Here is a 22,556-nt window from a genome sequence, read left to right as displayed (position 1 = left end):
TCTCCGTCCTGTTTGTCTAATATTTGGACAGCTCTGCGTCTGCCCGGATTCATATTGGGCTTTGATAGGGGCCTCATCAACGCAAGCTGTCCAAAAAATGAACAAGCCAGAATCCGAAGGCTCCGGGCCGCGCGTATTGCGCCGCGGGTTGCGCGTGCTGGGCGTGCTGCGGCAGGCGGGCGCGGCGGGCATGCACGTGGTCGACATCGCGCGCGCGGCGGGCATGCAGCGGACCACGGCCTACCGCTATCTCGACGTGCTGGTTCAGGAGGGCTACGCCCTGCGCGAGTCCGAAGCGCCGCGCTGGCGCGTGGCCGAGCTGGGCGTGATGATGGCGGGCGATCCGCATGCGCAGGCCGTGCGCAGCCTGCGGCCGGTGCTGCGGCAGATCAGCGACGTCAGCGGCGATTCCGCTTTTCTCATCTGCCGCGCCGGCAACGATTCGCTCTGCCTGCACCGTGAAGTGGGCAACTACCCCGTGCAGGTGCTGGCGGTTACGGTGGGGCACCGCCAGCCGCTGGGCGTGGGGGCGGCCGGGCTGGCGCTATTGGCCGCGCTGCCGCCTGACGAGTCGGAAGAGGTGATTGCGCAGAACGAGCAGGCGTTGCGCGCCTACGGCGGCATGACGGTGGCGCAGATGCGGCGCCTGGTGGAGAACACGCGCGGACGCGGCTGGTCGGTGGTGGGCAACGCGGCGGTGCCCGGCGTGCTGGGCGTGGGCGTGGCCTTGTGCGATGCAGGCGGATATCCGCGCCTGGCCGTCAGCGTGTCCAGCCTGATCAGCCGCATGCAGGCGGCGCGCCAGCGCAATATCGCCGACCTGATCCGCGCCCAGCTGGCGCAGGACGAGGTCAGGACGCAGCGCTGGGCGTTGCCGGGGTTTCCGGCGGCCTAGGCGGCTGCCGGCGTCGGCACCCGGTACGTCTTCTGGTAATGCACCGTGAAAGTCTTGAAGGCTTCCAGGGCCTTGTGCGGATCGTGGCCGGGCTTGACCAGGAAGCTGTCGAAGCCAACGCGCGCCTGGTAGTGGATGGTGTCGATCATCACGTCGCCGACCGCGCGTAGTTCGCCTTGCCACTGGTAGCGCGTGCGCAGCAGCTGCGCCAGCGAATAGCCGCGGCCATCGGTGTAGACCGGAAAATCCACGGCGATGAAGGCAATGCCGGCGGGGTCCAGGGTGCCGTCGGCTTCGGCCAGGTCGCGCAGATCGGCGTCGGGGTCGAGCAGGACCGCGACGGGATGCTGGTGGCGGCGCAAGGTGGCGCGCGAGGTCTTCCAGACGGAAAGCGGCACGATCCAGCCCGGCGCGTCGCCAGGCACCTGGCCCTCGGCGGGAACCTCGGGTTCAGGCGTGAAGGCGCGCGAGGCGTCCGCTTCCAGGCGGCCGTTGCGAATCAGGTGCGGGCCGGGGGCGTCGTGCGGATAGATTTCAGACATGGGCGGCCTCGGCTTGCTGCGCGGGTTTGGCGAAGGCGGGATCGGAGTAGACGTCCTGCTTGAAGGGATCGATGCCGACCCGGTCTACCACGTCGATGAAGCGTTCCTCTTCGCTGTCGCGCAGGCCCAGGTAAGTGCGGATCAGGCGGTCCACCACGCCCGCGACCTGCTCGCGCGCGAATGAGGGGCCGATGATGCGGCCGATGGCGGCGCCGCCGCCGCGCGTGGATTCGATGTCGGGCAGCGGCTTGGCGGCGCCGTTCTGGCGGCCGCCTATGGTGACCTGATACCACTCCTCGCCGGCCTTATCGACGCCAAGAATGCCGATATGGCCCACGTGATGGTGGCCGCAGGAGTTGATGCAGCCCGAGATGTTCAGGTCCAGCTCGCCGATCTCGAAGAGATAGTCGAGGTTGTCGAACTGGCGCTGGATGGCTTCGGCCACGGGGATGGAGACGGCATTGGCCAGCGCGCAGAAATCCCCGCCCGGACAGGCGATGATGTTGGTCAGCAGCCCGATGTTGGGCGTGGCCAGGTTCAGCGCCTGCAACGTGGTCCAGAGTTCATGCAGGCGCGCGCGGCGCACGTCGGCCAGGATCAGGTTCTGCTCGTGCGAGACGCGCAGCTCGCCGAAGCCGTAGTCGTCGGCCAGGTCGGCCACCGCGTCCATCTGGTCGGCGGTGATATCGCCCGGCGGCACGCCGGTGGGCTTGAGCGACACGGTGACCGCGGCATAGCCGGCTACCTTGTGCGGATGCACGTTGGTGCGCAGCCAGCGCGCAAAGCGCGGATCGGCGGCGGCCAGCGCGGCGGTGTTGTCCACGTCCTGCGCGGCAGTGGCGTCGTATTGCGGCCAGACGAAGCGGGCCTTGATGCTGTCGACGAATTCCTGGGTGATGGTGTCGGGGCCGCCCTTGATGAGCTGCCACTGTTCGTCCACCTGTTGCGCGTAGACTTCCGGCGTCAGGTCCTTGACGAGGATCTTGATGCGCGCCTTGTACTTGTTGTCGCGGCGGCCGTGCAGGTTGTAGACCCGCAGCGCGGCCTGCAGATAGGTCAGCAGGTCCTGCCATTCGACGAAGGGGTTGATCAGCTTGCCGACGATGGGCGTGCGGCCCAGACCGCCGCCGACCCAGACCCGGAAGCCCAGCTTGCCGTCGCGTTCGACGGCTTGCAGGCCGATGTCGTGCACGCCCACGGCCGCGCGGTCCTGCACCGCGCCGCTGACCGCGATCTTGAACTTGCGCGGCAGGAAGGCGAATTCGGGATGCAGCGTGGACCACTGGCGGATGATCTCGCACCACACCAGCGGATCCACCAGCTCGTCCGGCGCGACGCCGGCGAAGTGGTCGGTGGTGGTGTTGCGGATGCAGTTGCCGCTGGTCTGGATGGCGTGCATCTGCACCGTGGCGAGTTCGGCCAGGATGGCCGGCACGTCTTCCAGCTTGGGCCAGTTGAACTGGATGTTCTGGCGGGTGCTGAAATGGCCGTAGCCGCGGTCCCATTTGCGGGCAATGTGCGCCAGCGTGCGCAATTGGCGCGACGCCAGGATGCCGTAGGGAATGGCGACGCGCAGCATGGGCGCGTGGCGCTGGATGTACAGGCCGTTCTGCAGGCGCAAAACGCGGAATTCATCTTCCGTTAGTTGGCCATCGAGGAAGCGGCGCGTCTGGTCGGAGAATTGCGCCACGCGTTGCTCGACGAGCTGCTGGTCGACGGGGTCATACACGTACATTTCTACTGCCCTTGAAGTCTTCTCGGTCTGAGCCCTTGCGCTCGCCTGGCGCAATGCGGCAGGGGAAAGGGGTTCATAACCGTAACAGGCAGCTATGGCGACCGTCTAAGTCATTCTGGTAATAAGATCATGCCGCCTGCGTTCCATGATCCGCAGGCGTGATTTGATTGCTGCATGATGGGTTGCGCGCGTTTGTTGTCGGGGTTCTTGTTCCGATTTTGCCGCGCTTCACCCATCCTACGGGCCGCGTCTACAACGCCGCGTTCACCGCCCACTTCGCTACCACGACCAGAATGACCACCAGACAGGCCGCCATCAGCAGCCCGGTCAATATCAATGGCGCCGGCTTGTTGTTGGCGATGTCGGCATCGTAGCCCCGCCCGCGGCGCACGCCGAAGAATCCCCACAGCACGGATTTGACCGTGCGCAAGAAACTGAGCATGTAGACCTCCTGGCGTCGTGGCGATGCTGCAAATGTAGGCCGGCGCCGTCCGCGGAGACAGATGCAGATCCGCCTTACCCGACCGTATCAGACGCCGGACCGGCGGGGGCGCCGATGCCGCGCACGATGTGGTCCAGCAGTTCGCGCGCGGCGGGGGACACATGGCGGCCGGCGCGGCTTAGCACGTGCAGGCTGCCCTGGTTGAGGATGGGGTTGGCCAGCGGCAAGCTGGCCAGGCGCTGGGCGCGCAGGTCGGCCGTGACCGCGATGGGCGGCGTAAGCGCGTAGCCGATGCCGGCGGCGGCGAACTGCCACAGCGCCTTGAAGGACGAGGTGGTCAGCACGTTGCGCAGCCTGACCTGTTCGCTGATTTCGGCGGCCTGGATGTGCTGGCGCACACCGAAACCCTCCTGCATGGACGCGCCGGGATAGTCGGCCAGATCGGTCAGCAGCAGGGGACGGCGCAGCAGGGTCAGCGGGTGGTCCTCGCGGACAATGGCGCGGATGGGCTCGGGCCGTGAGTAATGGGTGCGCAGGCGGGCGTCGTTGGGGGGCTGGAACACCAGTCCGATATAGGCGCGGTCATCCACGATGCGCTGCACGATCTCGGAGGTGCGCGCCACGTCGATGTCCAGGGTGACCTCCGGGTGGCTGCGCCAGTAGCCGGGCAGCACGCGCTCGAACATCAGCTCCACGAAGCCTTCGCCCAGCACCAGGTCTATGTGTCCCCGTTCGGCCTTGCGCAGGCTGTCGATCTCGGAGAAGAAGCTCTCCTGGATGTCTTGCTGGCGCTTGATGTAGCGCGCCAGGATATGGCCGGCGTCGGTCGGCACCACGCCGCGCCCGCGGCGCTCGAACAGGGCGATGCCGCAATCGCGCTCCAGCGCGGCGATGGCGCGGCTGACGGCGGACGGGTCCATGTCCAGCACTTCGGCGGCGCCGCGCACCGAGCCGCGGCTCATGACCTGCATGAAATAGTGGGTGCGGCGGGCGTCGAGTTTTTCGTCCATGGCGAGGGCTCCGTGGCGGGAGTGCGGCGGCAGATCCACAGATACAATCTAGGGTTTACCCTTGCATGGTGCGAGATCATGCAAAATTTTCCCTGGAAAAGCCTATCCGTTGCATTTTACGCAACGTTTCTGCGCCAGCCCTGTCATGGTTGCGCGTAAGGCCGCCGGCGAAAATCGGCCCTGCTGCGCGCGCCGTCGCCGCCGCCGCGCTGCGACGCCCATTGCGGGCGCCGGCCGGCCGGGATTGCGGCGGGCAGCCACGACGACTATTCACGTTCATCAGGGGAATCCGATGTCTCACGCCAGCGCAAGCCTGGCCGCGCCTTCCATGCCGCTATCCGGGCGCATCCGCATGCTCGCCGCCATTTTGCTGGTGGTCGTCATTTCTGAAGCGATCGGCAGCGCCACCTTCAACGTGGGGCCGGGCAAGATCATCCTGCAGCCGATGCTGTGGGCGATTTTCATCGGCGCCATCGTGGCCGCCTTCGGCCAGCGCATGCCGGCCGGCCTGAACATTGACACCGCCATGCAGACCCGCATCAGCGGCTATCTGCAATACGCGCTGCTGCCCTTCCTGGCCAAGCTGGGCCTGATGGTGGGTGGCGCCTTGCCGCAGGTGCGCGAAGCCGGCTGGGCCCTGGTGTTCCAGGAGTTCGGCCACTTCTTCGGCACCATGGCCGTCGGCTTGCCGCTGGCCCTGCTGCTGGGCATCAAGCGCGAGGCCATCGGCGCCACTTTCTCGGTGGGCCGCGAGCCCAGCCTGGCCATCATCGGCGAACGCTACGGCATGAACTCGCCCGAAGGCCGCGGCGTGATGGCCGAATACATCACCGGCACCGTGATCGGCGCGCTGTTCGTGGCCCTGATGGCCGGCTTCATCACCAGCCTGAACATCTTCGATCCGCGCTCGCTCGCCATGGGCGCCGGCGTGGGCTCGGGCAGCATGATGGCCGCAGGCGTGGGCGCGATCGCATCCCAGCAGACGCCCGAAGTCGCGCACCAGGTGGCCGCGCTGGCCGCCGCCGCCAACCTGCTGACCACTGTGGTGGGCGTGTACTTCACGCTCTTCATCTCGCTGCCGACCACCATCTTCCTGTATGGCAAGCTGGAGCCCGTGCTGGGCCGCTTCTCGCGCGGCAAGGCCGAGACCGCCGCCGCTGATGACGAGGTCACGCAGGATGCGCCGGCGCACGGCGTCAAGATGGGCTTCGGCGACCGCCTGACCGCCTATGTCATCTGCGGCCTGTTCGCGCTGGTGGGCAACCGCCTGGGCTACAACGTGCCGTTCGCCGACGCCTTGCCGGGCATGGGCATCATCATCCTGCTGGTCGTCATTACCGACCTGGTGCTGCGCGTGGTGCCCAAGCTGCCGGCCGTGTTCGTGCTGTCGCTGATCGCCATGACCGCGGGCTGCCCCGGCGTGCTGCCGTACTCGGACCAGATCATCGCGATGGTCGGCAAGGTGAATTTCCTGCCGTTCACGACCGTGATCCTGGCCATGGCCGGCCTGTCGATCCTGAAGGACCTGCCGGCGTTCCGCAAGCTGGGCTGGAAGATCGTGGTGGTGTCCCTGGCCGCCAACGCCGGCACCTTCCTGGGTGCGACCATGATCGCGGAATTCTTCCACTGATCGCGGCCCGTTCCCGAATCAAGAACCGCCTGATGCTTTTTGTCAGGCGGTTTTTTTTGGTCAGGGCGCGAAACCCGGCCGGTAGCGCGCGTTGTCCGTGACGTTCTCGGTCGCGCCGATGTTGGCGACCTTGGGAACGCCCAGGCCCGCCGCCTTCATGGCCACGGCGGTCTGCAGTTCCTGGACTTGCGGATTACCCATGGCGAGGCGATAGGCCTGCAATGGCATCAGGCCTTCGATCGTGCCCAGGTCGTTGGCGGAGCCGGCGCGCTGGGCCACGGGGTCGGGCTGCGCGGTGAAGTCCTCAACGGCGCGGCGCATGCGCGATGCCGCGTGCAGGTCGCGCAGCGCGTCCGCGTTCGAGGCGTCGAAGGAGGTCAGCGGCAATGGCAGGCTGGCGCGTTCGCGGCCGGCTTGCGCCGCGTGGCCGGCGGCCGCAGCCCGGGCCGCGTGGACATGGGCCACGCGTTGGGTTTCGGGAAATGCGCGGGCGGCGTCCAACGCGGCGGAGCGCGCGGGATAGGGCGCGTCAGCCCGGTGGATGGCGGAGATCGCAGCGACGTTCATGCTGGGCCTCTTCTGGTGATGGCCGGCGGATCGGCCCGCCTGCCGACTTCACTGTAACAGCTGGGGGCGATGCGGGCGAAAAAAAAGGCCCCTGCACGCGTCAGGGGCCTAGCGACGCTGCTCGGGGCCGCGCCGTACCAAGGCAGGTGATGGCCAGGGAGCCCGGCGGGTTCTCCCGGCCCTGCGCCTGCCCAAACCGGGTCAGGGCTTGGTGGCCTGCATGGACGGACGCTGGCTGAAGGTTTCGTACCAGGCGGCGGTGGCGGGGTGGCCGGCGCGCCAGTCCAGGTCGGGGAAGCGGAAGTCCAGATAGCCCAGCGCGCAACCGATGGTGATGGTGCCGATGTCCAGGCGGCCAGCCAGCGCAGCGGCGTTCTTTTCCACCAGCGCGAGGCCGTCGCGGACCTTGCCCAGTTGGCCCTCGACCCAGCCGTCCCAGCGCAGCGCTTCCGGACGCAGCACGGTTTCGTAGCGGGCCAGCAGCGCCGCGCCCAGCATGCCGTCGGCCATGGATTGTTCCGTCAGCACCTGCCAGCGCGTCTTGCCGGCCGGGAACAGCGAACCGCCGCCCAGCTCGTTCAGGTATTCGCAGACCACGCGGCTGTCGTACAGCGTCTGGCCGTCATCGGTGATGAAGGTGGGCACCTGGCCCAGCGGGTTGCTGGGGATGATGGTCTGGTCGCGGGCGACGGGGCCAGCCGCGCTCGGCAGCTTCTCGATGCGGTCGGCCAGGCCGAGCTCATGGGCGATGACCATGCATTTGCGCACGAAGGGCGAGGCGGGCGAGTAGAAGATTTTCATGAGGATCCTTGTCGGTGGAGAGGCGTCAGTGTTGTGCATGGGCCAGATGTTGTCCAGCGATCCAGCCGAAGGTCAGGGCGGGACCGAGTGTGATGCCGGGGCCGGGATAGGCGCCGCCCATCACCGACTGCATGTCGTTGCCGGCCACGTAGAGGCCAGCAATGGGCGCGCCCGCGCCGTCCAGGGCCTGGGCATGCGGATTGGCGGCGATGCCGCAAGCGGTGCCGATGTCGCCGGGATAGACCTTGACCGCGTAGTAGGGACCCGCGGCCAGCGGCGCGAGGCAGGGATTGGGAGCGTGTTCCGGATCGCCCAGGTAACGGTTGTAGGCGGTCGATCCCTTGCCGAAATCCGGATCCTGGCCTTGGGCCGCGTGGGCGTTGTAGCGTTCCACCGTGGCCTGCAGCGCATCGGCGGGCACGCCCAGCCGGGCCGCCAGCGCCGCCAGCGTGCCGGCTTGCAGCAGATAGCCGGCGTCGATCAGATGTTGGCGCGGCCGGCCCCCCGGCAGCGCCAGGCCCAGGCCCCAGGTGTCGATGAAGCGCTGGTCGCAGATCAGGAAGGCGGGAATGCTGGGCGTCGTGCCATGGCTGCGATACATGGCCTGCACGAACTCGTGGTACGAGGCCGATTCGTTCACGAAGCGCTGGCCCGCGCCATTGACCGCGATGAGGCCCGGCTTGGCCCGGTCCCACACCAGGTGCGGGTAATGCAGGGGCTTGCCGTCCGCGGATTCCAGCAGCGAGACCGGCGCCCAGAACGCGGGGCTGGCGTGGCCCGAGCCGAGCGCGGCGCCGGCGGCTTCGGACAGGCGGATGCCGTCGCCCGCGTTGTCCCGCGGCGACATGGACCACAGACCGGTGGGCTGGGGATAGCTCTGCGCGCGGCGCGCCGGATCCCAGGGAAAGCCGCCCGTGGCCATCACCACGCCGCGGCGCGCGCGGATGTTCAGCGTCTTGCCGTTACGCCGGACCGCGACGCCCTGCACGCGGCCCGCCGCGTCGCGGTGCAACGCCAGCGCGGGTGTGTCCAGCCAGTACTCGATCCTGCGCGCCAGCATGCCGTGGAACAGCTGCGCGGCCAGCGCATTGCCCAGCAGCAGCCGGGTGCCGCGGTGATAGCCGCGCGCACGGTCGGCGGCATAGCGCAGCACCAGCTTCATGCTGTGACGCCAGGCCGCAAATGAACGCGTGGCGCGCAGCAGATGACGCACATCGGTGATGTTGACCATCATGCCGCCCAGCACCGTGAATTCCTTCAGGGGATCGCGCAGCATGCGGAAGTCGCGGCCGAGCTTGCGGCCGTCGAACTCCAGCGGGTCGAGCGAGCGCCCGCCCATCGCGGCGCCGGGCAGGTCGGGGTAGTAATCGGGCGAGGCGGTGCGCGCGGCCAGGTCCAGGATGCCGCGCGACACCAGGTAATCCATCATGCGCGGTCCGGCTTCGAGGTAGGCGCGCTTCATGTCGTCGGGCGCCGCCGTACCCACGGTTTGTTCCAGATAGGTCCAGACCTTCTCGTAGCTGTCCGGATGGCCGGCGGCGTCCGTCTGCGCGTTCAGCGGTATCCACAGCGCGCCGCCGGAGATCGCGGTTGAGCCGCCGATGCGGCCGGTCTTTTCCACCAGCAGCACGTCCAGTCCTTCCTCGCGCGCCGTCAGGGCCGCGGCCATGCCGCCCGCGCCCGAGCCGACCACCAGCGCGTCGACTTCCTTGTCCCAAGTAATGCCTTCCATGCTGCCTATGCTCCCGATCCGCCCAGCGATTTGCCGCCGTCCACGAAGATGACCTGGCCGGTGATGAAGTCCATGTGCGGCGCGGCCAGGAAGGACACGGCATAGGCGATGTCTTGCGGCTGGCCGGCGCGGCCGGTGGGCTGCAGGGCCAGTTGGGCCGCAAGGCGTTCGGGCGTGAGGTTGCGCAAGAGCGGTGTATCGATGAGCCCGGGGGCGATGGCATTGACCAGGATGCCGCGCGGGGCCAGTTCCATGGCCGAGGCCCGCGTATAGCCGACCAAGGCCGCTTTCGAGGCCACGTAGTGCGGATGATTCTTTGCGCCCAGGTAGGCGCGCGAGGCGATGTTGACGATCTTGGCGCCCGGCGCCATGTCGCGCGCGGCCTCCTGCGTCAAGGTCGCCACCGCCAGCAGGTTGACGTCAAAGGCGCGGCGGTAGTCGGCGCTGCCCACTTCAAAGAACTTGCGTTCGTCGAACAGCCCCGCGTTATTGACCAATGCGGCCAGCGGCGCGAGCGACCGGGCCAACGCGCGGGTGGCGGCTTCGTCCGTCAGGTCCACCACGCGGTGTTCCACGTCCAGCCCTTGCGCCCGTAGCGATTCGGCCTCTTTCGCGGCCAGTTCCGCGTTGCGGTCGGCCATCACGACGCGAAAACCGTCGCGCGCCAGCCGTTCCACGATGGCAAGACCCATGCCGCTGGCGCCGCCCGTGACCAATGCCGTGCCCTGATTCATGATGTTTCCTCACACGGCCAGGTAGCCGCCGTCCACGGGCAGCACCACGCCGTTCACGTAGCTGGCCATGTCCGAGGCCAGGAAAAGAACCGGACCCACGATCTCGTCGGCCCGTCCCGCGCGCGCCATGGGGGCGCGCTGCATGTACCAATCCGTGCCCTGCGCCTGCGCGCGCTGGCCCGCCGTCATCTCGGTTTCCATCAGGCCGGGCGCCACGGCGTTCACGCGCACGCCGTGCGGCGCCAGGTCGCGCGCCAGCACCTCGGTGAACGAGCGCACGCCGCCCTTGGACACCACGTAGCCCGCGGTCGAGATGCTGCAGCCGTAGGCCACGATGGAGCACAGGTTGACGATGGCGCCGCGCGTGGCCTTCAACTGTTCGACGAAGGCGTGCGTGACGTTGAACGTACCCTGCAGGTTCACGCTCATCAGGCGTTCCCAGATCTCGGGCGTCTTGGGATCGTCGAACGGGGCGCGCGCCGATATCCCGGCGTTGTTGATCAGGATGTCCAGATTGCCGTGTTCGGTGGCGGACCGTTGCGCAAAGTCGCGCACGGCGGCGGCATCCGTCACGTCCAGCACCGCGTCCGCGGCCTTGCCGCCCGCGGCGCGGATGGCCTGCACGGTGGCGGCGGCCAGTGCGGCATCCACGTCGGCGACGATCACGGCCGCGCCTTGCCTGGCGAAGCCCTGCGCGATGGCCGCGCCCAGGCCGCGGCCCGCGCCCGTGACGAGCACCCGCTTGTCTTGCATCGATATCATGGTCGGTCCTTTCGGCGCCTCAGGCGCCCAGATAGGCGCGCTGCACGCCTTCGTCGCTGGCGAGCGCGGCGGACTCGCCTTCCAGCGCGATCTCGCCGTTTTCGAGGATGTACGCGTAGCTGGACACCGACAGCGCAAGCTTCACGTTCTGCTCCACCAGCAGGATGGTGATGCCTTGCTCGCGGTTCAGCCGCAGTACGATGTCGAAGATCTGTTCGACCACCAGTGGCGACAGGCCCATGGACGGTTCGTCCAGCAGGATCATGCGCGGGCGCGCCATCATGGCGCGGCCCGTGGCCAGCATCTGCTGTTCGCCGCCGGACAGCGTCGCGGCCTTTTGTTCGTAGCGTTCGCGCAGGCGCGGGAAGGTGTCGCACACCATGTCCAGGTCCTGCCGCACCGCGCCCCGGTCGGTGCGCAGGTAGGCGCCCATCTCCAGGTTCTCGCGCACGCTCATGTCGCGGAAGATCTCGCGGCCCTCCGGCACCTGCACGATGCCGCGCCCGACGATGGCGTCCGCTGCCAGGCGGTGTATGGGTTCGCCCGCAAAGCGCACGCTGCCCGCGGTGGGCGCCACCAGGCGCGAGATCACGTTCAGCGTGGTGGACTTGCCCGCGCCGTTGGCGCCCAGCAGCGCCACGATGGCGCCCTGCGGCACTTTCAGCGATACGTCCTGCAGGGCGCGGATATTGCCGTAGGCGGCCGATACCGCGTCGACTTCAAGCAGATGATCAGCCACCGGCGGCTCCCTTGCCCAGATAGGCTTCAATGACCCGCGGGTTGCTGCGCACCTGAGCGGGCGTGCCTTCGGCGATCTTCTCGCCAAAGGACATGACGGTGATGCGATGCGAGATCGACATCACCAGCTGCATGACGTGTTCCACCAGCAGCACCGTGATGCCGTCGCGTTCGCACAGCTCCGTCAGCAGGCGGTCCAGCGTTTCGATTTCGCGATTGCGCAGGCCGGCCGCGGGCTCGTCCAGCAACAGCAGCTTGGGCGATATGGCCAGGGCGCGCGCCAGCTCCAGCATCTTCTGGCGGCCGAAGTCCAGGCTGCACGCCGGCGTGTCCAGGAAGTCGGCCAGCCCGACGCGCTCCAGCAGGTGTTCGACGCGCTCGCGTGTCTGCGCGGCCGCGGGGCGCAGCAGCTTGGCCGCGTTGTCGGCGCCATGCGCATAGGTGCCCAGCAGCGCGTTTTCGCGCACGCTCAGCGCGCCGAACAGCTCCAGGTTCTGGAAGGTGCGCGCCACGCCCAGCGCCGCCATTTCGTGCGGCTTCTTGCGGGTGATGTCGGCGCCGTCGAACAAGATGCTGCCGCTGCTGGGACGGTAGTAGCGCGAGATGCAATTGAAGGTGGTGGACTTGCCGGCGCCGTTGGGTCCGATCAGCGCATGGATGCGGCCGCGCTCCACTTGCATGGACAGGCCGTTGATGGCGGTGAGGCCGCCGAACTTGACGGTCAGGCCTTGCACGTCCAGATAGGGATGGCTGCTCATGCGGCGCTCCTTTGGGTCGGTTTGGCCGCGGCCGGGCGCGTGGCGGAAGGCAAGGGCGCGGCCGGCGCCGGAGCCCGTCCGCGCGCGCCGCGGCCTGCGAACAGGCCCTTGGGCGCAAACATCATGAAGCCCATCAGGATGACGCCGTAGATGATTTCCTGGAACGACAACGCCTGGCGCAGCAGCTCGGAGATCAGGCCGAAGGCCAGCGCGCCCGCGATGGCGCCGCGCACCGAACCGATGCCGCCGACCACCACCATCGTCAGGATCAGGATGGTGGTCTGGAAGCCCAGGCTCTCAGGGTGGATGAAGGAAGCGAAGGTCGTGTACATGCCGCCCGCGATGCCGGCGTAGGCCGCGGAAAGCGTGAAGGCCGTGCGCTTGATGGCGTTGACGTTCACGCCCATGGCCTGGGCCGCCACGTCGCTCTCGCGCACGGCGCGAAACGCCGAACCCAGCTGCGAACGGGACAGGGCGACGGTGGCCCACAGCAGCAGCGCGGCGATCAGCACCACGAAGGGATAGGCCTTCGCGTCCGACACCAGTTCATAGCCGAACAGCGTGGCCGGCGAGATCCGGAAGCCGTTCGAGCCATTGGTGACCGATTGCCAGTTCAGGAACACCCACTGCATCGCCTCGCCGAAGGCGAAGGTGGACAGCGCCAGGTAGATGTCGCGCATGCGCAGCGCCAGCGCGCCGATCACATAGCCCAGCGCGGCTGCCAGCAGCCCGCCCGCGATGATGGAAATGAAGAAGGGCGGATGCCACAGGTTGTTGATGAGGCCGGCGGTATAGATGCCCACGCCGTAGAAGGCCGCGTGCGAGAGCGCGAACTGCCCGGTTTCGCCGATGACCAGGTGCAGGCCCAGCGCCAGCACCACGAACACCATCAGCAGGTTCACCACATAGATGACATAGCCGCTGGCCGCGAAAGGCAGGATCGCCAGCACGATGGCCATCAGCGCCAGCAGCGCATGGTCGATTTTCTTGCTCATACTTTCTTCACCTGCAGTTTGCCGCCCAGGAGCCCTTGCGGACGCAGCAGCAGCACGACCATGATGGCCACGAAGGGCGCGACCACGATGGCATTGGTAGAAATGAACAGCCCGACCAGGTTCTCGGCCACGCCGATCACGAAGCCGCCCACCACCGCTCCAGGCAGGCTGGTGATGCCGCCCACGATGGCCGCGGCGTAGGCCAGGATGGCGATGTGGCCGATGTCGGGCGTGATCAGGATCTTGGGCGTGATGAGCAGCGCCGCGACCGCCGATATCAAGCCGGCCAGGGCCCACACCAGCATGCGGATGCGGGTCAGGTTCACGCCCACCAGGCGGGCGGCCTTGGGATTCATGCCCACGGCGCGCATGGCGCGGCCGACCCGGGTATAGGTGAACATGCCGAACAGCAGCAGCATCACCGCCACTGCGACCGCGAAGATCACCAGGTCCAGCTGGGTCAGCACCGCGTCGCCGATGATGATGGCGTCGGTCGAGGCCAGCGGCGGCAGCGAGCGCGGCGTGTCGCCCAGGCCGGTCTGGCGCACCAGCCCCTTGAGCGCATAGGCCAGGCCCAGCGTGGCGATCACCATCTGCACGCCCACGCCCTTGGAGGCGATGACGCGTTCCATCACGACGCGCTGGAACAGGCCGGACAGGACGGCCACGGCGGCGAGCGTGATGGGAATGACGACGAGATAGGGCCAGCCCATCACCAGGGTGAGGAACAGGGCGATGTAGCCGCCGACCATGAAGATCTCGCCCTGGGCGAAATTGGGCACGTCGGTGGTCTTGAAAATGATGACTACGGCGACCGCCAGCAGCGCGTACACGCTGCCCGTCACCAGTCCCGACAGCACCCCCTGCTGCAGGAACAGCCAGATATCGGCAAAGCTCATGATGTTCTCCGGCAGCCCGCGCGCTGCTGCGCCAACGCGCGGGCCAGGCCCATGGCGGGCCGCTGGTTTACTTCTGGTACTGCCAGACGCTCTTGAAGGCGCCAGGCACGAGCGACATGTTGGTGCCGTCGAACTTGATGTAGATGGCGGATTCCTGCGCCGCGCGGTCGTTCGGGCCGAATTCGATCGGACCGGCCATGACGCCGGAGTCGAACTTCATGGTTTCCAGCGCCTGCAGCACCTTCTCGCGGGTGGGCTGGGGGCCGGCGGCCTTGAGCGCGTTGACCACCGCCATCGCGGGCGGCAGGCCGTAAGGCATGTAGGTCTGCGGGTGGCCCGGCTTGGCGGCCAGGTCGGGGTAGGCCTGCTTGTACATGTCATACACCCAGGTCAGCTTGGCGCCGCCCGGCACGTCGGACAGCACTTCCTGGATGTAGACGTTCTTGAAGGCGTCCTTGTTGCCCACGTTCTCGACCAGCTGCTTCAGGTCGGCGGTGCCGTTCACCGCCAGGACGATGGGCTTGTTCCAGCCCAGTTCCTGCGCCTTCTTGATGATGAGCGCGGCGGGGCGGGCGTAGGTCGTCAGCAGCAGCACGTCGGCGTTGGCGGCGCGGATCTTCAGCATGGGCGCGGTCACGTCGGTGATGTTCGGGTTCACCGACTGGACTTGCAGCGATGGGTCGCCCAGCTGCTTGACCTGGGCCTGCGCGGCTTCCAGGTTCCAGCCGCCGTAGGCGTCGTCATGGTTGATGTAGCCGATCTTCTTGGCCTTCAGGTGCTCGGCCGCGAACTGCACCATCGAGCCGCCCACGGCATGCTGGGAAATGGAGAAGGCGCCATAGATGTACTTGGACGGCGGATACAGCGCGCCGTCGCCCGAGGCGTTGAGCATGACCAGCGGCACCTTCTCGCGCTCCACGTATTCGCGCGAGGCCACCACCGCGGCCGAGCAGGAACCGCCGTTCAGCAGGAACACCTTGTCCTGCTCGTTCAGCTTCTTCACCGCGGCGACCAGGTCGTTGGCGTTGCAGCGGTCGTCCTCGATCACCAGTTCGATCTGGCGGCCGTGCACGCCGCCTTCCTTGTTGACCTTGGCGTACCACATCTTGGCGGCGTTCAGCACGTCAAAGCCGTAGGCCATGCCGCTGCCGGACAGGGGCGCGAACAGACCGATCTTGATGGTCTTGTCGGTGATGCCCGGCTCCTGCTGGGCCTGCGCGCCCGTGCTCAGCGCCCATGCGCATAGCGCGGCGGCGGCTGCGTAGCGACTGCTTTTCTTCATCTTTGTCTCCCGTTCTTTTTTGATGCGCGCCTTTGTTTGGGTGGGGCGCTTTGCTGCGTTGCCGGCCTGGCCGCCGGAATGCCTTACTGCATGCGGTAGCCGCCGTTGACGTCGATGACGCTGCCGGTGATGTAGCCGGCTTCCTCCGACGCCAGGAAGCGCACGGCGGCGGCCACGTCGTCCACGGTGCCGATGCGGCCCAGCGGAATGGCTTGTGCGGCGGCAGCGAGCGCGCCGCTGCTGGTGACGGTGCTGCGCAGCATGTCGGTGTCGATGAGGCCCGGCGCGATGCCGTTGACCGTGACGCCCAGATGAGCGGATTCGCGCGCCATGGCCTTGGTCAGGCCCAGCACCGCGGACTTGGCCGCGATGTATGAGGCGCTGGAGCGGTAGCCGCCCAATTGCGCCGCAACCGAGGTGAACGTGACGATGCGGCCATGCGCCAGCGGCGCGGCCTCGCGCCGGCGCAGGTAGGCGCGGCCGCACAGGAACACGCCGCGGGCGTTCACGGCGAAGCTGCGTTCCCAGATGTCCAGCGAGGTGTCCTTGATGAGCGGACGTTCGCCGTTTTCCTGGAACAGCAGCAGGCCGGCGGCGCTGACGAGCACGGCGATGGGGCCATGCTGCGCTTCGATCTGTTCGAACGCGTTCTCGACCGAGGACTCGTCGCTGACGTCGAAGGCGTGCGACGCGTGCGGCGCGCCCAGTTCGTCGGCCACGCGGCGGGCGCGCCCGGCGTCCACGTCCGAGACCACGACGCGCAAGCCGGCGCTGGCCAGTTCCTGGCAGATGCGGGCGCCTATGCCGCCGCCGCCGCCCGTGACGAGCGCAAGACGGGGAGCCGGGCCCGTGCCGGCCGGCGTGGATACATTGGACATTTTGTCTCCTGGTGGCGTGCTGTCCGCCTGGGGCGCGACCGAGCCGCTGGTTTGAATTTTTTGCGATTATGTATACATGGGTGGGTGTCAGGTATAGGTGATTACCCGAGGTGTTGCTTGATATACATCGTGTTTTACGGAGATTCTCCGAAAACCCATGCGGTGCCTGGCGCCCCTATGTATTCTTCATGTATACAATGCGGCTATGGACACGCTATCTCAACACGTTACCGACACGCTGCGGGACTGGGTGCTGCACGGCAAGTTCAGCCCCGGCGCCCGCCTGGAAGAAATCCCGCTGGCGGAAAAACTGGGGGTGTCGCGCACGCCGGTGCGCGCGGCGCTGGCGACGCTGGGCAATGAAGGTTTGCTGGAGCATCTGCCCAAGCGCGGCTACACGGTGCGCGCTTATGACATCGGCGAAATCGTGGCGGCCTATGAGGTGCGGGCGGCGCTGGAAGGGCTGGCCTGCCGCCAGGCGGCCTTGCGCGGGCTATCGAACGATGCCGTGGCGGTGCTGAAGAATTGCCTGGACGAAGGCGACCGGATACTGGGCAAGGGCGTGTTGCTGGCCGAGGACCATCTGCCGTACCAGCAGGTGAACATCACCTTGCACAACGGCATCCTGGAAGCGGCGGGCAACCCCTGGGTGCGGCGCTTCGCGACGCAGGCGCAGGCGATTCCCTACGCCTCGGACCGGATCATCCTGTGGGAAGACCACGGCATCATCCTGCGGTCGCATGACGACCATCACCGCATCGTCAATGCGATCATCGCCCGCGACGGTGCGCGGGCCGAGGATCTGATGCGCGAACACGTGTACTACGCGGGCATCATCCTGAAGAACAACTACGAAAGGCTGGCGCAGGCGTACCGGGTGTAAGGCACGCCCGCGCTCCAACCTCAGGCCGCGGCCGCAGGCGCCTCGAGGCAGGGATTGAATTCGCCGGTGGCGGGGTCGCGCAGGTACAGCAGGCCGGTGGCCACGCCGAAGTAGGTGCCGTGCAGCTCCAGTTCGCCCTTTTCCACGCGGCGGCGGATCGACGGGAAGGTCATCAGGTTGTTCAGGCTGTGCTCGACCACGGCCAGTTCCAGACGCTTCAGGTTGGCCTGGCGGTCGCCGGTGCCGGGGCCCAGGCGTTCGGCTACGGGCTCGATCTGCGACATCCACTTGCCGATGAAATCGCCCTTGGTCAGCGGCTTGGCGTCGTCGAAGAAGGAGCGGATGCCGCCGCAGGAGGCATGGCCCAGCACCACGATGTGCTTGACGTTCAGGCCGTTGACCGCGAATTCGATCGCGGCGCTGGTGCCGTGGTACGAGGATTCCGAGTCAGGGTCACAGGGCGGGACCAGGTTCGCCACGTTGCGCACGACGAACATCTCGCCGGGGCCGGCATCGAAGATGACTTCGGGCGACACGCGGGAGTCGCAGCACCCGATGATCAGGATTTCCGGGTTTTGTCCCGATTCGGCCAGCTTCTGGTATCGGCTGCTTTCCGAAGGGAAACGGCCCCCCAGGAAAGATTGATAGCCTTCGGTAAGTCTTTTTGGAAACATGATCTTTTCTTCCTCGTAGCTGGAGCCAGGCGTGCTGGCGTGTCGGCGCACGCAACAAGGGGCTTCGTGTGGAAGCCCCTTTTATTGAGTCGACAAACCGAATTTTCCCATATTTGACCTTGCGCCACGCTGTCTAGACCCTGAAGTAATCAGGGTTTTTTTTGGCTGGCGGGCCGTAACGGGCGCCTAGCCGGCGCCTAGCGGGCGTCGACGTCCAGCGCGGTGACGCGGGTGAATTGCAGCGGCGTGACGGCCCGGATCTGCTTGATCTGGCCGGGCGCCAGCGGGCCGATGACGTCGTCGCGCACGCGGCCGATCTCGCGGTCCTGCGCGTCGTACAGCACGAAGGTCAGCATGGCGCTGTTGATGTGCCGCGTCGACTGGTTGGACAGCAGCCCGGTGATGGCCGACACGTTCTGGTTGACGTCGCGCACGGCCTGGACGTTGCCCAGCGTGACGCCGTAGACCAGGCTCTGCGCGCCGGCGGCGCCGGACAGGCCGGCAAGCAGCGCGAACCAGGCAAGGGCAAGTTTCATCATGGTCTCCTGTGCAGCCGCGGAGTCGGATGCCGTTCGGGTCCGCAGGGCGGTCAATGCCTCCTCTACCTTGGGGGCATGCTTATCTCACACCTTTCCCGCCATGTACACAACGGGGCAAAGGGATGAATGGGTAACAGGGTGCTTGGATTGGTCGCAAATTCGCCTGCGTGGGGGGCATGTCCACGGGGGAAGCCTGCAGCGGTTTCAGGGGCGTGTAAGGCCTTGGCGATTCTTGACTTTCCGCACTCTTGCGCAGGGTTCGGGTTTGTTCGATCATGACCGGGCCGGCGATTGGGCCGGCGGATCGTGCGGCCCGCCTTTGCGACTGAGTCCAGGCGCGCGGGCGCCAAGGGAGGAATCCATGCTTTCCCGTACCAGCCAGTTGGCCTCGGCCTTTCTGTTGACCGCTTGTTTCGCCGGCGCAGCCCTTGCCCAGACGCCCGCAGCTCCCGCCACCGCCAAGACGCCTACGCCGCAGCAGCAGCGCATGGCCGACTGCAACAAGTCCGCCGAAGGCAAGAAGGGCGATGACCGCAAAGCCTACATGAGCAGCTGCCTGAAGGGCGAAACCGCCGCGCCCGCCAAGGAACTCACGCCGCAGCAGCAGAAGATGAAGGACTGCAACGCCAAGGCCACCTCGCAGCAACTGACCGGCGACAAGCGCAAGACCTTCATGAGCACCTGCCTGAAAGGCTAGCGCCGACGCAACACGGCAAGTCGCGAAGAAAAATCGCCAGCCCCTGAAACGGGCTGGCGATTTTTTTTGGCATGAGGCGCCTCTCAGCCGCCGGAACGTCCCGGCCCCTGCAAGCGCCCCAGCACGCTTTCCAGCGCCAGCCCGACCGCCAGCACCTTGCGGTCCTCGCCTGGCAGCCCGTCGACTTCCAATCCCACCGGCAGTCCGTCCGCTGACAGGCCGGCGGGCACGCTCAGTCCCGGCAGGCCGGCGTTGCTGCCCGGATCGACATTGCGCGCCAGGCGGCCGAAGCTCTCGAAGCTGCTGGCTTCGGGCGTGGCGGCAAGCGGCGGGATCGGCACCGTGGGAAACAGCAGGCCGTCCAGCGCATGGTCCTGGAATGCGCGGCGGTACACGCCGATGAGCTCGTCGCGGTGCGTCGCCATGGCACGTTCATAAAGCGGCTGCAGCGGCAGCGCCTCGCCCGTGGGCAGGGGCAGCACGCCAGGCACGATCAGGCCGTCGAAAATTCCTTTGACGTCCGGGCTGGAGATCTGCGCCACCACCTGTTCGAAGCTGAGGCCGGTGCCGTAGCGGCTGAGATAGTCCGTCAGGTCGCCCTTCTGCTCGTACAGGCAGACCGGCATGCCGACTGCGGCGTTGCTGGCTTCCAGGCCCGGCATGTCCAGTTCGACCAGTTGCACGCCGGCCGCGCGCAGCTTGGCCAGCGCGGCATCCATGACGGCCTGCACCTGCGGGTCCAGGTCCTTCCAGAAGTAGTCGCACAGGCCCAGGCGGATGCCGGCAGGCGGCAGGGCGGACAAGGGCTGGCGGTCGTCCGTCAGCACCGCGTCCAGCAGCACGATGTCGTCCATGCTGTTGGCGATGGGTCCAGGCGTGTCGCGGGTGTGCGAGATCGGCGTGATGCCGGCGCCGTCGTAGCGGCCCACCGACGGGCGAAAGCCCACCGCGCCGTTCACCGCCGCAGGCAGGCGCACCGAGGCGCCCGTGTCCGTGCCCAGCGCGGCCGGCGTCAGGCGTGCACCCACCGCCGCGCCGCTGCCCGAGGAGGAGCCGCCGGCGATCAGGCGCGCGTCATAGGCGTTGCGGGTGCCCTCGCCGTGCGCGCCGGGAAAGGCGGTGTTGTAGCCCGACACGCCAAAGGCCAGTTCGTGCATATTGGTCTTGCCCACGATGACGGCGCCCGCCTCGCGCAGGCGGCGCACCACCGGCGCGTCCTCGGTCGGACGGAAATGCTTCAAGGCCGGCGTGCCGGCCGTGTTGGGCAGGCCGGCAACGTGGATGTTGTCCTTGATGGCGATGGGCACGCCGGCCAGCGGCTGCGCGGCCTGGTCCGCCTGGCCGCGGGCGGCATCCCGGGCGCGGGCCTGGGCCAGCGCGCCTGCGCGGTCCACGGTGATGAAGGCGTTGAGATCGGCGCGCGCCTCGATGCGGTCCAGGCAGGCCTGGGTCAGCGCAACGCTGGTGAGGCGGCCCTGCCGGATAAGGGCCGCGGCCTCGGTGACGGTCAGGTCCGCAGGGGACGCGGCGGGCAATGGCTGTTTGGACGTATCGGACATGACGCTTCCTTACCTGTGCGGGATTCTGTCGAACCCGTACCTATACAGGGGGAAGCGGGCGCTGTCGAGCAGGTCCCGCCGCCGCGCCAGGAATCAGCCCGGCTTCCTCACCACGATGGTCGCCGTGTCGCTGGTGAAGGAAGCGTCGTCCTGCACGTCGAAGTGCGCGCGCACCACGTCCGGCGCGATGCCGAACATATGGCGCAGGGCCGCCACCAGCGTGTCCGGCGTGCGCATGCGCACGACCCAGGACTGGAACTCCAGCGGCAGGCGGCGCGGCGTCAGGCCCTGCAGGGTGAAGCCGGCCTCGGTCAGCATGCGGGTCCACTCGGCGACCGAGTAGTCGCGCACGTGCGAGGTGTCTCGCAGCACTTCGATGGTCTGCAGCCAGGTATCCAGCAGCGGTTCGCCCGGCGACACCACATCGGCGAACACGGCGATGCCGCCCGGCTTCAGCACCCGGAAGGCTTCGCGCAGGCCGCGCCCGGCGTCCTGCCAGTGGTGGGTGGAATAGCGCGACATCACCAGGTCGAACTCGCCGTCGCCGAAGGGCAGGTACTCCGCCTTGCCCTGGCGGGTGGCCAGATTGGCCAGCCCGCGCTTGGCGGCCTCGCCGGCGACCACGTCCAGCATCTGCTGCGACAGGTCGTAGGCGGTGACGTGTTTGACTTGCGGCGCCACGTGAAAGCTCACGTGGCCGCCGCCACAGCCCAGGTCCAGCAGCCGGGCTTCGGGATGCTGCGCGGCGATGTCGGCCATCTGCAGCAGGTCTTCGCCCTGGGCGTGTACGGCGCTGGTCAGATAGGCGGTCGCGCGCGGGCTGAATTGGCGGTCGACGGCGGCGTCATGGGTACTGGCGGTCATGGGAATCCTTGGGTGGCTGGGGCCGGTACGGGGGTGGAAAGCAGGTGGAAGCGGCGGCCCAGGCGCTAAGATAGGCGGCTGTCCATACACGTACAAGTCCATTGCTCATCCTGGTATGACTACTTCCCCCCAGGCCGGCGCCGCCGGCCACGAAGGCTCCCCCCTGCGCCGCCAGGCGCTGGGCGAATTCGTGCGCAGCGCCCGCTCCCGCATCACGCCCCAGATGGCCGGCCTGCCCGAAGGCATGCGTCGCCGCACCCCCGGATTGCGGCGCGAGGAAGTGGCCCAGCTTTGCGGCATCAGCGTCACCTGGTACACCTGGATCGAGCAGGGGCGGGAAGTGTCGGTATCGCCTTCGGTCTGGTCGCGCATCGCGGGCGTGCTGCAACTGGCCCGCGCCGAACGCGCCTATCTGTTCGACCTGGCCGACTGCGCCGATCCGCAGCACGGCCGCGACGACGCCGGCGCGCCAGGTCCCTTGCAGGAATGCGTGAACGCGATCAACGCCCCGGCCTACGTGCTGGACCGGGCCTGGAACGTGCTGGCCTACAACGAGCCCCTGCGCGACCTGTTCGACAACTGGCCGGCGCGCGATGCCGAACCGAATCTGCTGCGCTACATCTTCCTGGACCCCGCCGCGCGCGAACTGGTGGTGGATTGGGACCAGCGCGCCCGCCGCGTGGTGGCGGAATTCCGCGCCGACGCCGGCGCGCACCTGGACGAGCCGGCCGTGCTGGCGCTCCTGGACAACCTGAACCGGCAAAGCCCGGTGTTCGCCCACTGGTGGACGCGCCATGCGGTGGTCGAGCGTGAAGGCGGCCTGCGCGAATTCCAGCATCCGGGCCGCGGCAAGCTGGCCTACCAGCAGATCACGTTCCGGCTGGCGACGCATCCGGACCTGAAGCTGGTGATGTTGTTGGGCGGGGGCGCGCAGCCCTGA

The 22,556-nt window shown here is 67.5% G+C and carries 24 protein-coding genes; 5 read left to right on the top strand and 19 right to left on the bottom strand.

The genetic code is table 11. The annotated features are described in order from the left end of the window. Positions 1-97: 97 nt before the first annotated feature. Positions 98-895 carry an IclR family transcriptional regulator C-terminal domain-containing protein gene (locus N5C88_RS09500; protein WP_059377503.1) on the top strand — a complete coding sequence of 266 codons (798 nt, stop codon included), beginning with the start codon at positions 98-100 and terminating at the stop codon, positions 893-895. Here N5C88_RS09500 and N5C88_RS09495 read toward each other — a convergent pair. The 4 genes from N5C88_RS09495 to N5C88_RS09480 form a co-directional block, all read right to left on the bottom strand. Next, on the bottom strand, positions 892-1,437 hold the full coding sequence (locus N5C88_RS09495) for a DUF934 domain-containing protein (RefSeq protein WP_280015231.1): 546 nt from the start codon (positions 1,435-1,437) through the stop codon (positions 892-894). The genes N5C88_RS09500 and N5C88_RS09495 overlap by 4 nt on opposite strands. Next, positions 1,430-3,172, bottom strand: a complete 1,743-nt coding sequence (locus N5C88_RS09490) for a nitrite/sulfite reductase (protein WP_059377508.1) — start codon at positions 3,170-3,172, stop codon at positions 1,430-1,432. Before N5C88_RS09490 ends, N5C88_RS09495 begins: the two co-directional genes overlap by 8 nt. A 250-nt stretch (positions 3,173-3,422) precedes the next feature. Then, entirely contained in the window at positions 3,423-3,614 is a 192-nt protein-coding gene (locus N5C88_RS09485) for a DUF2970 domain-containing protein (RefSeq protein WP_059377509.1), read from the bottom strand. Positions 3,615-3,688: 74 nt separating this feature from the next. Beyond that, positions 3,689-4,624 carry a LysR family transcriptional regulator gene (locus tag N5C88_RS09480; RefSeq protein ID WP_059377510.1) on the bottom strand — a complete coding sequence of 312 codons (936 nt, stop codon included), beginning with the start codon at positions 4,622-4,624 and terminating at the stop codon, positions 3,689-3,691. A 292-nt stretch (positions 4,625-4,916) separates the two neighbouring features. On the opposite strand from N5C88_RS09480, the gene N5C88_RS09475 reads away from it, so the two are divergent. Continuing rightward, positions 4,917-6,254 carry a DUF3100 domain-containing protein gene (locus N5C88_RS09475; protein ID WP_059377512.1) on the top strand — a complete coding sequence of 446 codons (1,338 nt, stop codon included), beginning with the start codon at positions 4,917-4,919 and terminating at the stop codon, positions 6,252-6,254. Between the two features lie 60 nt (positions 6,255-6,314). Here the strand turns inward: N5C88_RS09475 and N5C88_RS09470 are convergent, their stop codons facing one another. The 11 genes from N5C88_RS09470 to N5C88_RS09420 all read right to left on the bottom strand — a co-directional run bounded on the left by N5C88_RS09470 (position 6,315) and on the right by N5C88_RS09420 (position 16,400). After that, positions 6,315-6,821 (bottom strand): hypothetical protein, encoded by a 507-nt coding sequence (locus tag N5C88_RS09470; protein ID WP_251878771.1) that lies wholly within the window; start codon positions 6,819-6,821, stop codon positions 6,315-6,317. A 201-nt stretch (positions 6,822-7,022) separates the two neighbouring features. After that, positions 7,023-7,622 carry a glutathione S-transferase gene (locus N5C88_RS09465; protein WP_059377518.1) on the bottom strand — a complete coding sequence of 200 codons (600 nt, stop codon included), beginning with the start codon at positions 7,620-7,622 and terminating at the stop codon, positions 7,023-7,025. Positions 7,623-7,647: 25 nt separating this feature from the next. Continuing rightward, entirely contained in the window at positions 7,648-9,354 is a 1,707-nt protein-coding gene (locus N5C88_RS09460) for an FAD-dependent oxidoreductase (protein ID WP_280015230.1), read from the bottom strand. Between the two features lie 5 nt (positions 9,355-9,359). Next, the gene (locus N5C88_RS09455; protein WP_059377524.1) at positions 9,360-10,088 is read right to left on the bottom strand and encodes an SDR family oxidoreductase; all 729 of its coding nucleotides are present in this window, start codon (positions 10,086-10,088) and stop codon (positions 9,360-9,362) included. A gap of 9 nt (positions 10,089-10,097) precedes the next feature. Continuing rightward, positions 10,098-10,850: an SDR family NAD(P)-dependent oxidoreductase gene (locus tag N5C88_RS09450; RefSeq protein WP_059377527.1), complete on the bottom strand. Its 753-nt coding sequence runs from the start codon at positions 10,848-10,850 to the stop codon at positions 10,098-10,100. A 19-nt stretch (positions 10,851-10,869) separates the two neighbouring features. Beyond that, positions 10,870-11,589, bottom strand: a complete 720-nt coding sequence (locus tag N5C88_RS09445) for an ABC transporter ATP-binding protein (RefSeq protein ID WP_059377529.1) — start codon at positions 11,587-11,589, stop codon at positions 10,870-10,872. Continuing rightward, positions 11,582-12,346, bottom strand: a complete 765-nt coding sequence (locus N5C88_RS09440) for an ABC transporter ATP-binding protein (RefSeq protein WP_280015229.1) — start codon at positions 12,344-12,346, stop codon at positions 11,582-11,584. The genes N5C88_RS09445 and N5C88_RS09440 overlap by 8 nt, the downstream gene beginning before the upstream one ends. Beyond that, positions 12,343-13,341, bottom strand: a complete 999-nt coding sequence (locus N5C88_RS09435; protein ID WP_059377534.1) for a branched-chain amino acid ABC transporter permease — start codon at positions 13,339-13,341, stop codon at positions 12,343-12,345. Before N5C88_RS09435 ends, N5C88_RS09440 begins: the two co-directional genes overlap by 4 nt. Beyond that, positions 13,338-14,240 carry a branched-chain amino acid ABC transporter permease gene (locus tag N5C88_RS09430; protein WP_059377535.1) on the bottom strand — a complete coding sequence of 301 codons (903 nt, stop codon included), beginning with the start codon at positions 14,238-14,240 and terminating at the stop codon, positions 13,338-13,340. The genes N5C88_RS09435 and N5C88_RS09430 overlap by 4 nt, the downstream gene beginning before the upstream one ends. A 67-nt stretch (positions 14,241-14,307) precedes the next feature. Then, the gene (locus N5C88_RS09425) at positions 14,308-15,522 is read right to left on the bottom strand and encodes an ABC transporter substrate-binding protein (RefSeq protein WP_059377537.1); all 1,215 of its coding nucleotides are present in this window, start codon (positions 15,520-15,522) and stop codon (positions 14,308-14,310) included. 83 nt (positions 15,523-15,605) lie between these two features. Then, complete coding sequence (locus N5C88_RS09420; RefSeq protein ID WP_059377540.1) at positions 15,606-16,400, bottom strand: SDR family oxidoreductase; 795 nt, start codon at positions 16,398-16,400, stop codon at positions 15,606-15,608. 205 nt (positions 16,401-16,605) lie between these two features. Here N5C88_RS09420 and N5C88_RS09415 point away from each other — a divergent pair, with 205 nt between their 5' ends. Further along, a complete protein-coding gene (locus N5C88_RS09415) occupies positions 16,606-17,283 on the top strand; it encodes a GntR family transcriptional regulator (RefSeq protein ID WP_013391284.1) in 678 nt (225 codons plus the stop codon). A gap of 20 nt (positions 17,284-17,303) precedes the next feature. On the opposite strand, the gene N5C88_RS09410 is transcribed toward N5C88_RS09415, so the two are convergent. Together N5C88_RS09410 and N5C88_RS09405 are read right to left on the bottom strand one after the other, a co-directional pair. Beyond that, complete coding sequence (locus N5C88_RS09410) at positions 17,304-17,957, bottom strand: carbonic anhydrase (protein ID WP_054455866.1); 654 nt, start codon at positions 17,955-17,957, stop codon at positions 17,304-17,306. 197 nt (positions 17,958-18,154) lie between these two features. Further along, positions 18,155-18,493, bottom strand: coding sequence for an FxLYD domain-containing protein (locus tag N5C88_RS09405; RefSeq protein WP_251879596.1), 339 nt, complete (start codon positions 18,491-18,493; stop codon positions 18,155-18,157). A 364-nt stretch (positions 18,494-18,857) separates the two neighbouring features. Between N5C88_RS09405 and N5C88_RS09400 the strand changes: the two genes are divergently transcribed. After that, positions 18,858-19,193 (top strand): PsiF family protein, encoded by a 336-nt coding sequence (locus N5C88_RS09400; RefSeq protein WP_059377545.1) that lies wholly within the window; start codon positions 18,858-18,860, stop codon positions 19,191-19,193. Between the two features lie 83 nt (positions 19,194-19,276). On the opposite strand, the gene iaaH is transcribed toward N5C88_RS09400, so the two are convergent. Both iaaH and N5C88_RS09390 read right to left on the bottom strand, forming a co-directional pair. After that, positions 19,277-20,752 carry an indoleacetamide hydrolase gene (iaaH, locus tag N5C88_RS09395; RefSeq protein ID WP_280015228.1) on the bottom strand — a complete coding sequence of 492 codons (1,476 nt, stop codon included), beginning with the start codon at positions 20,750-20,752 and terminating at the stop codon, positions 19,277-19,279. Between the two features lie 93 nt (positions 20,753-20,845). Then, the gene (locus tag N5C88_RS09390) at positions 20,846-21,616 is read right to left on the bottom strand and encodes a class I SAM-dependent methyltransferase (RefSeq protein ID WP_251878782.1); all 771 of its coding nucleotides are present in this window, start codon (positions 21,614-21,616) and stop codon (positions 20,846-20,848) included. A gap of 115 nt (positions 21,617-21,731) precedes the next feature. On the opposite strand from N5C88_RS09390, the gene N5C88_RS09385 reads away from it, so the two are divergent. Beyond that, the gene (locus N5C88_RS09385; RefSeq protein WP_118933633.1) at positions 21,732-22,556 is read left to right on the top strand and encodes a helix-turn-helix transcriptional regulator; all 825 of its coding nucleotides are present in this window, start codon (positions 21,732-21,734) and stop codon (positions 22,554-22,556) included.

It is taken from the genome of Achromobacter sp. GD03932, from assembly GCF_029839485.1.
GTDB lineage: Bacteria > Pseudomonadota > Gammaproteobacteria > Burkholderiales > Burkholderiaceae_B > Achromobacter > Achromobacter bronchisepticus_A.
Note: the sequence above shows the minus strand (reverse complement) of the source record. Positions and strands in the feature narration are given on the sequence as shown.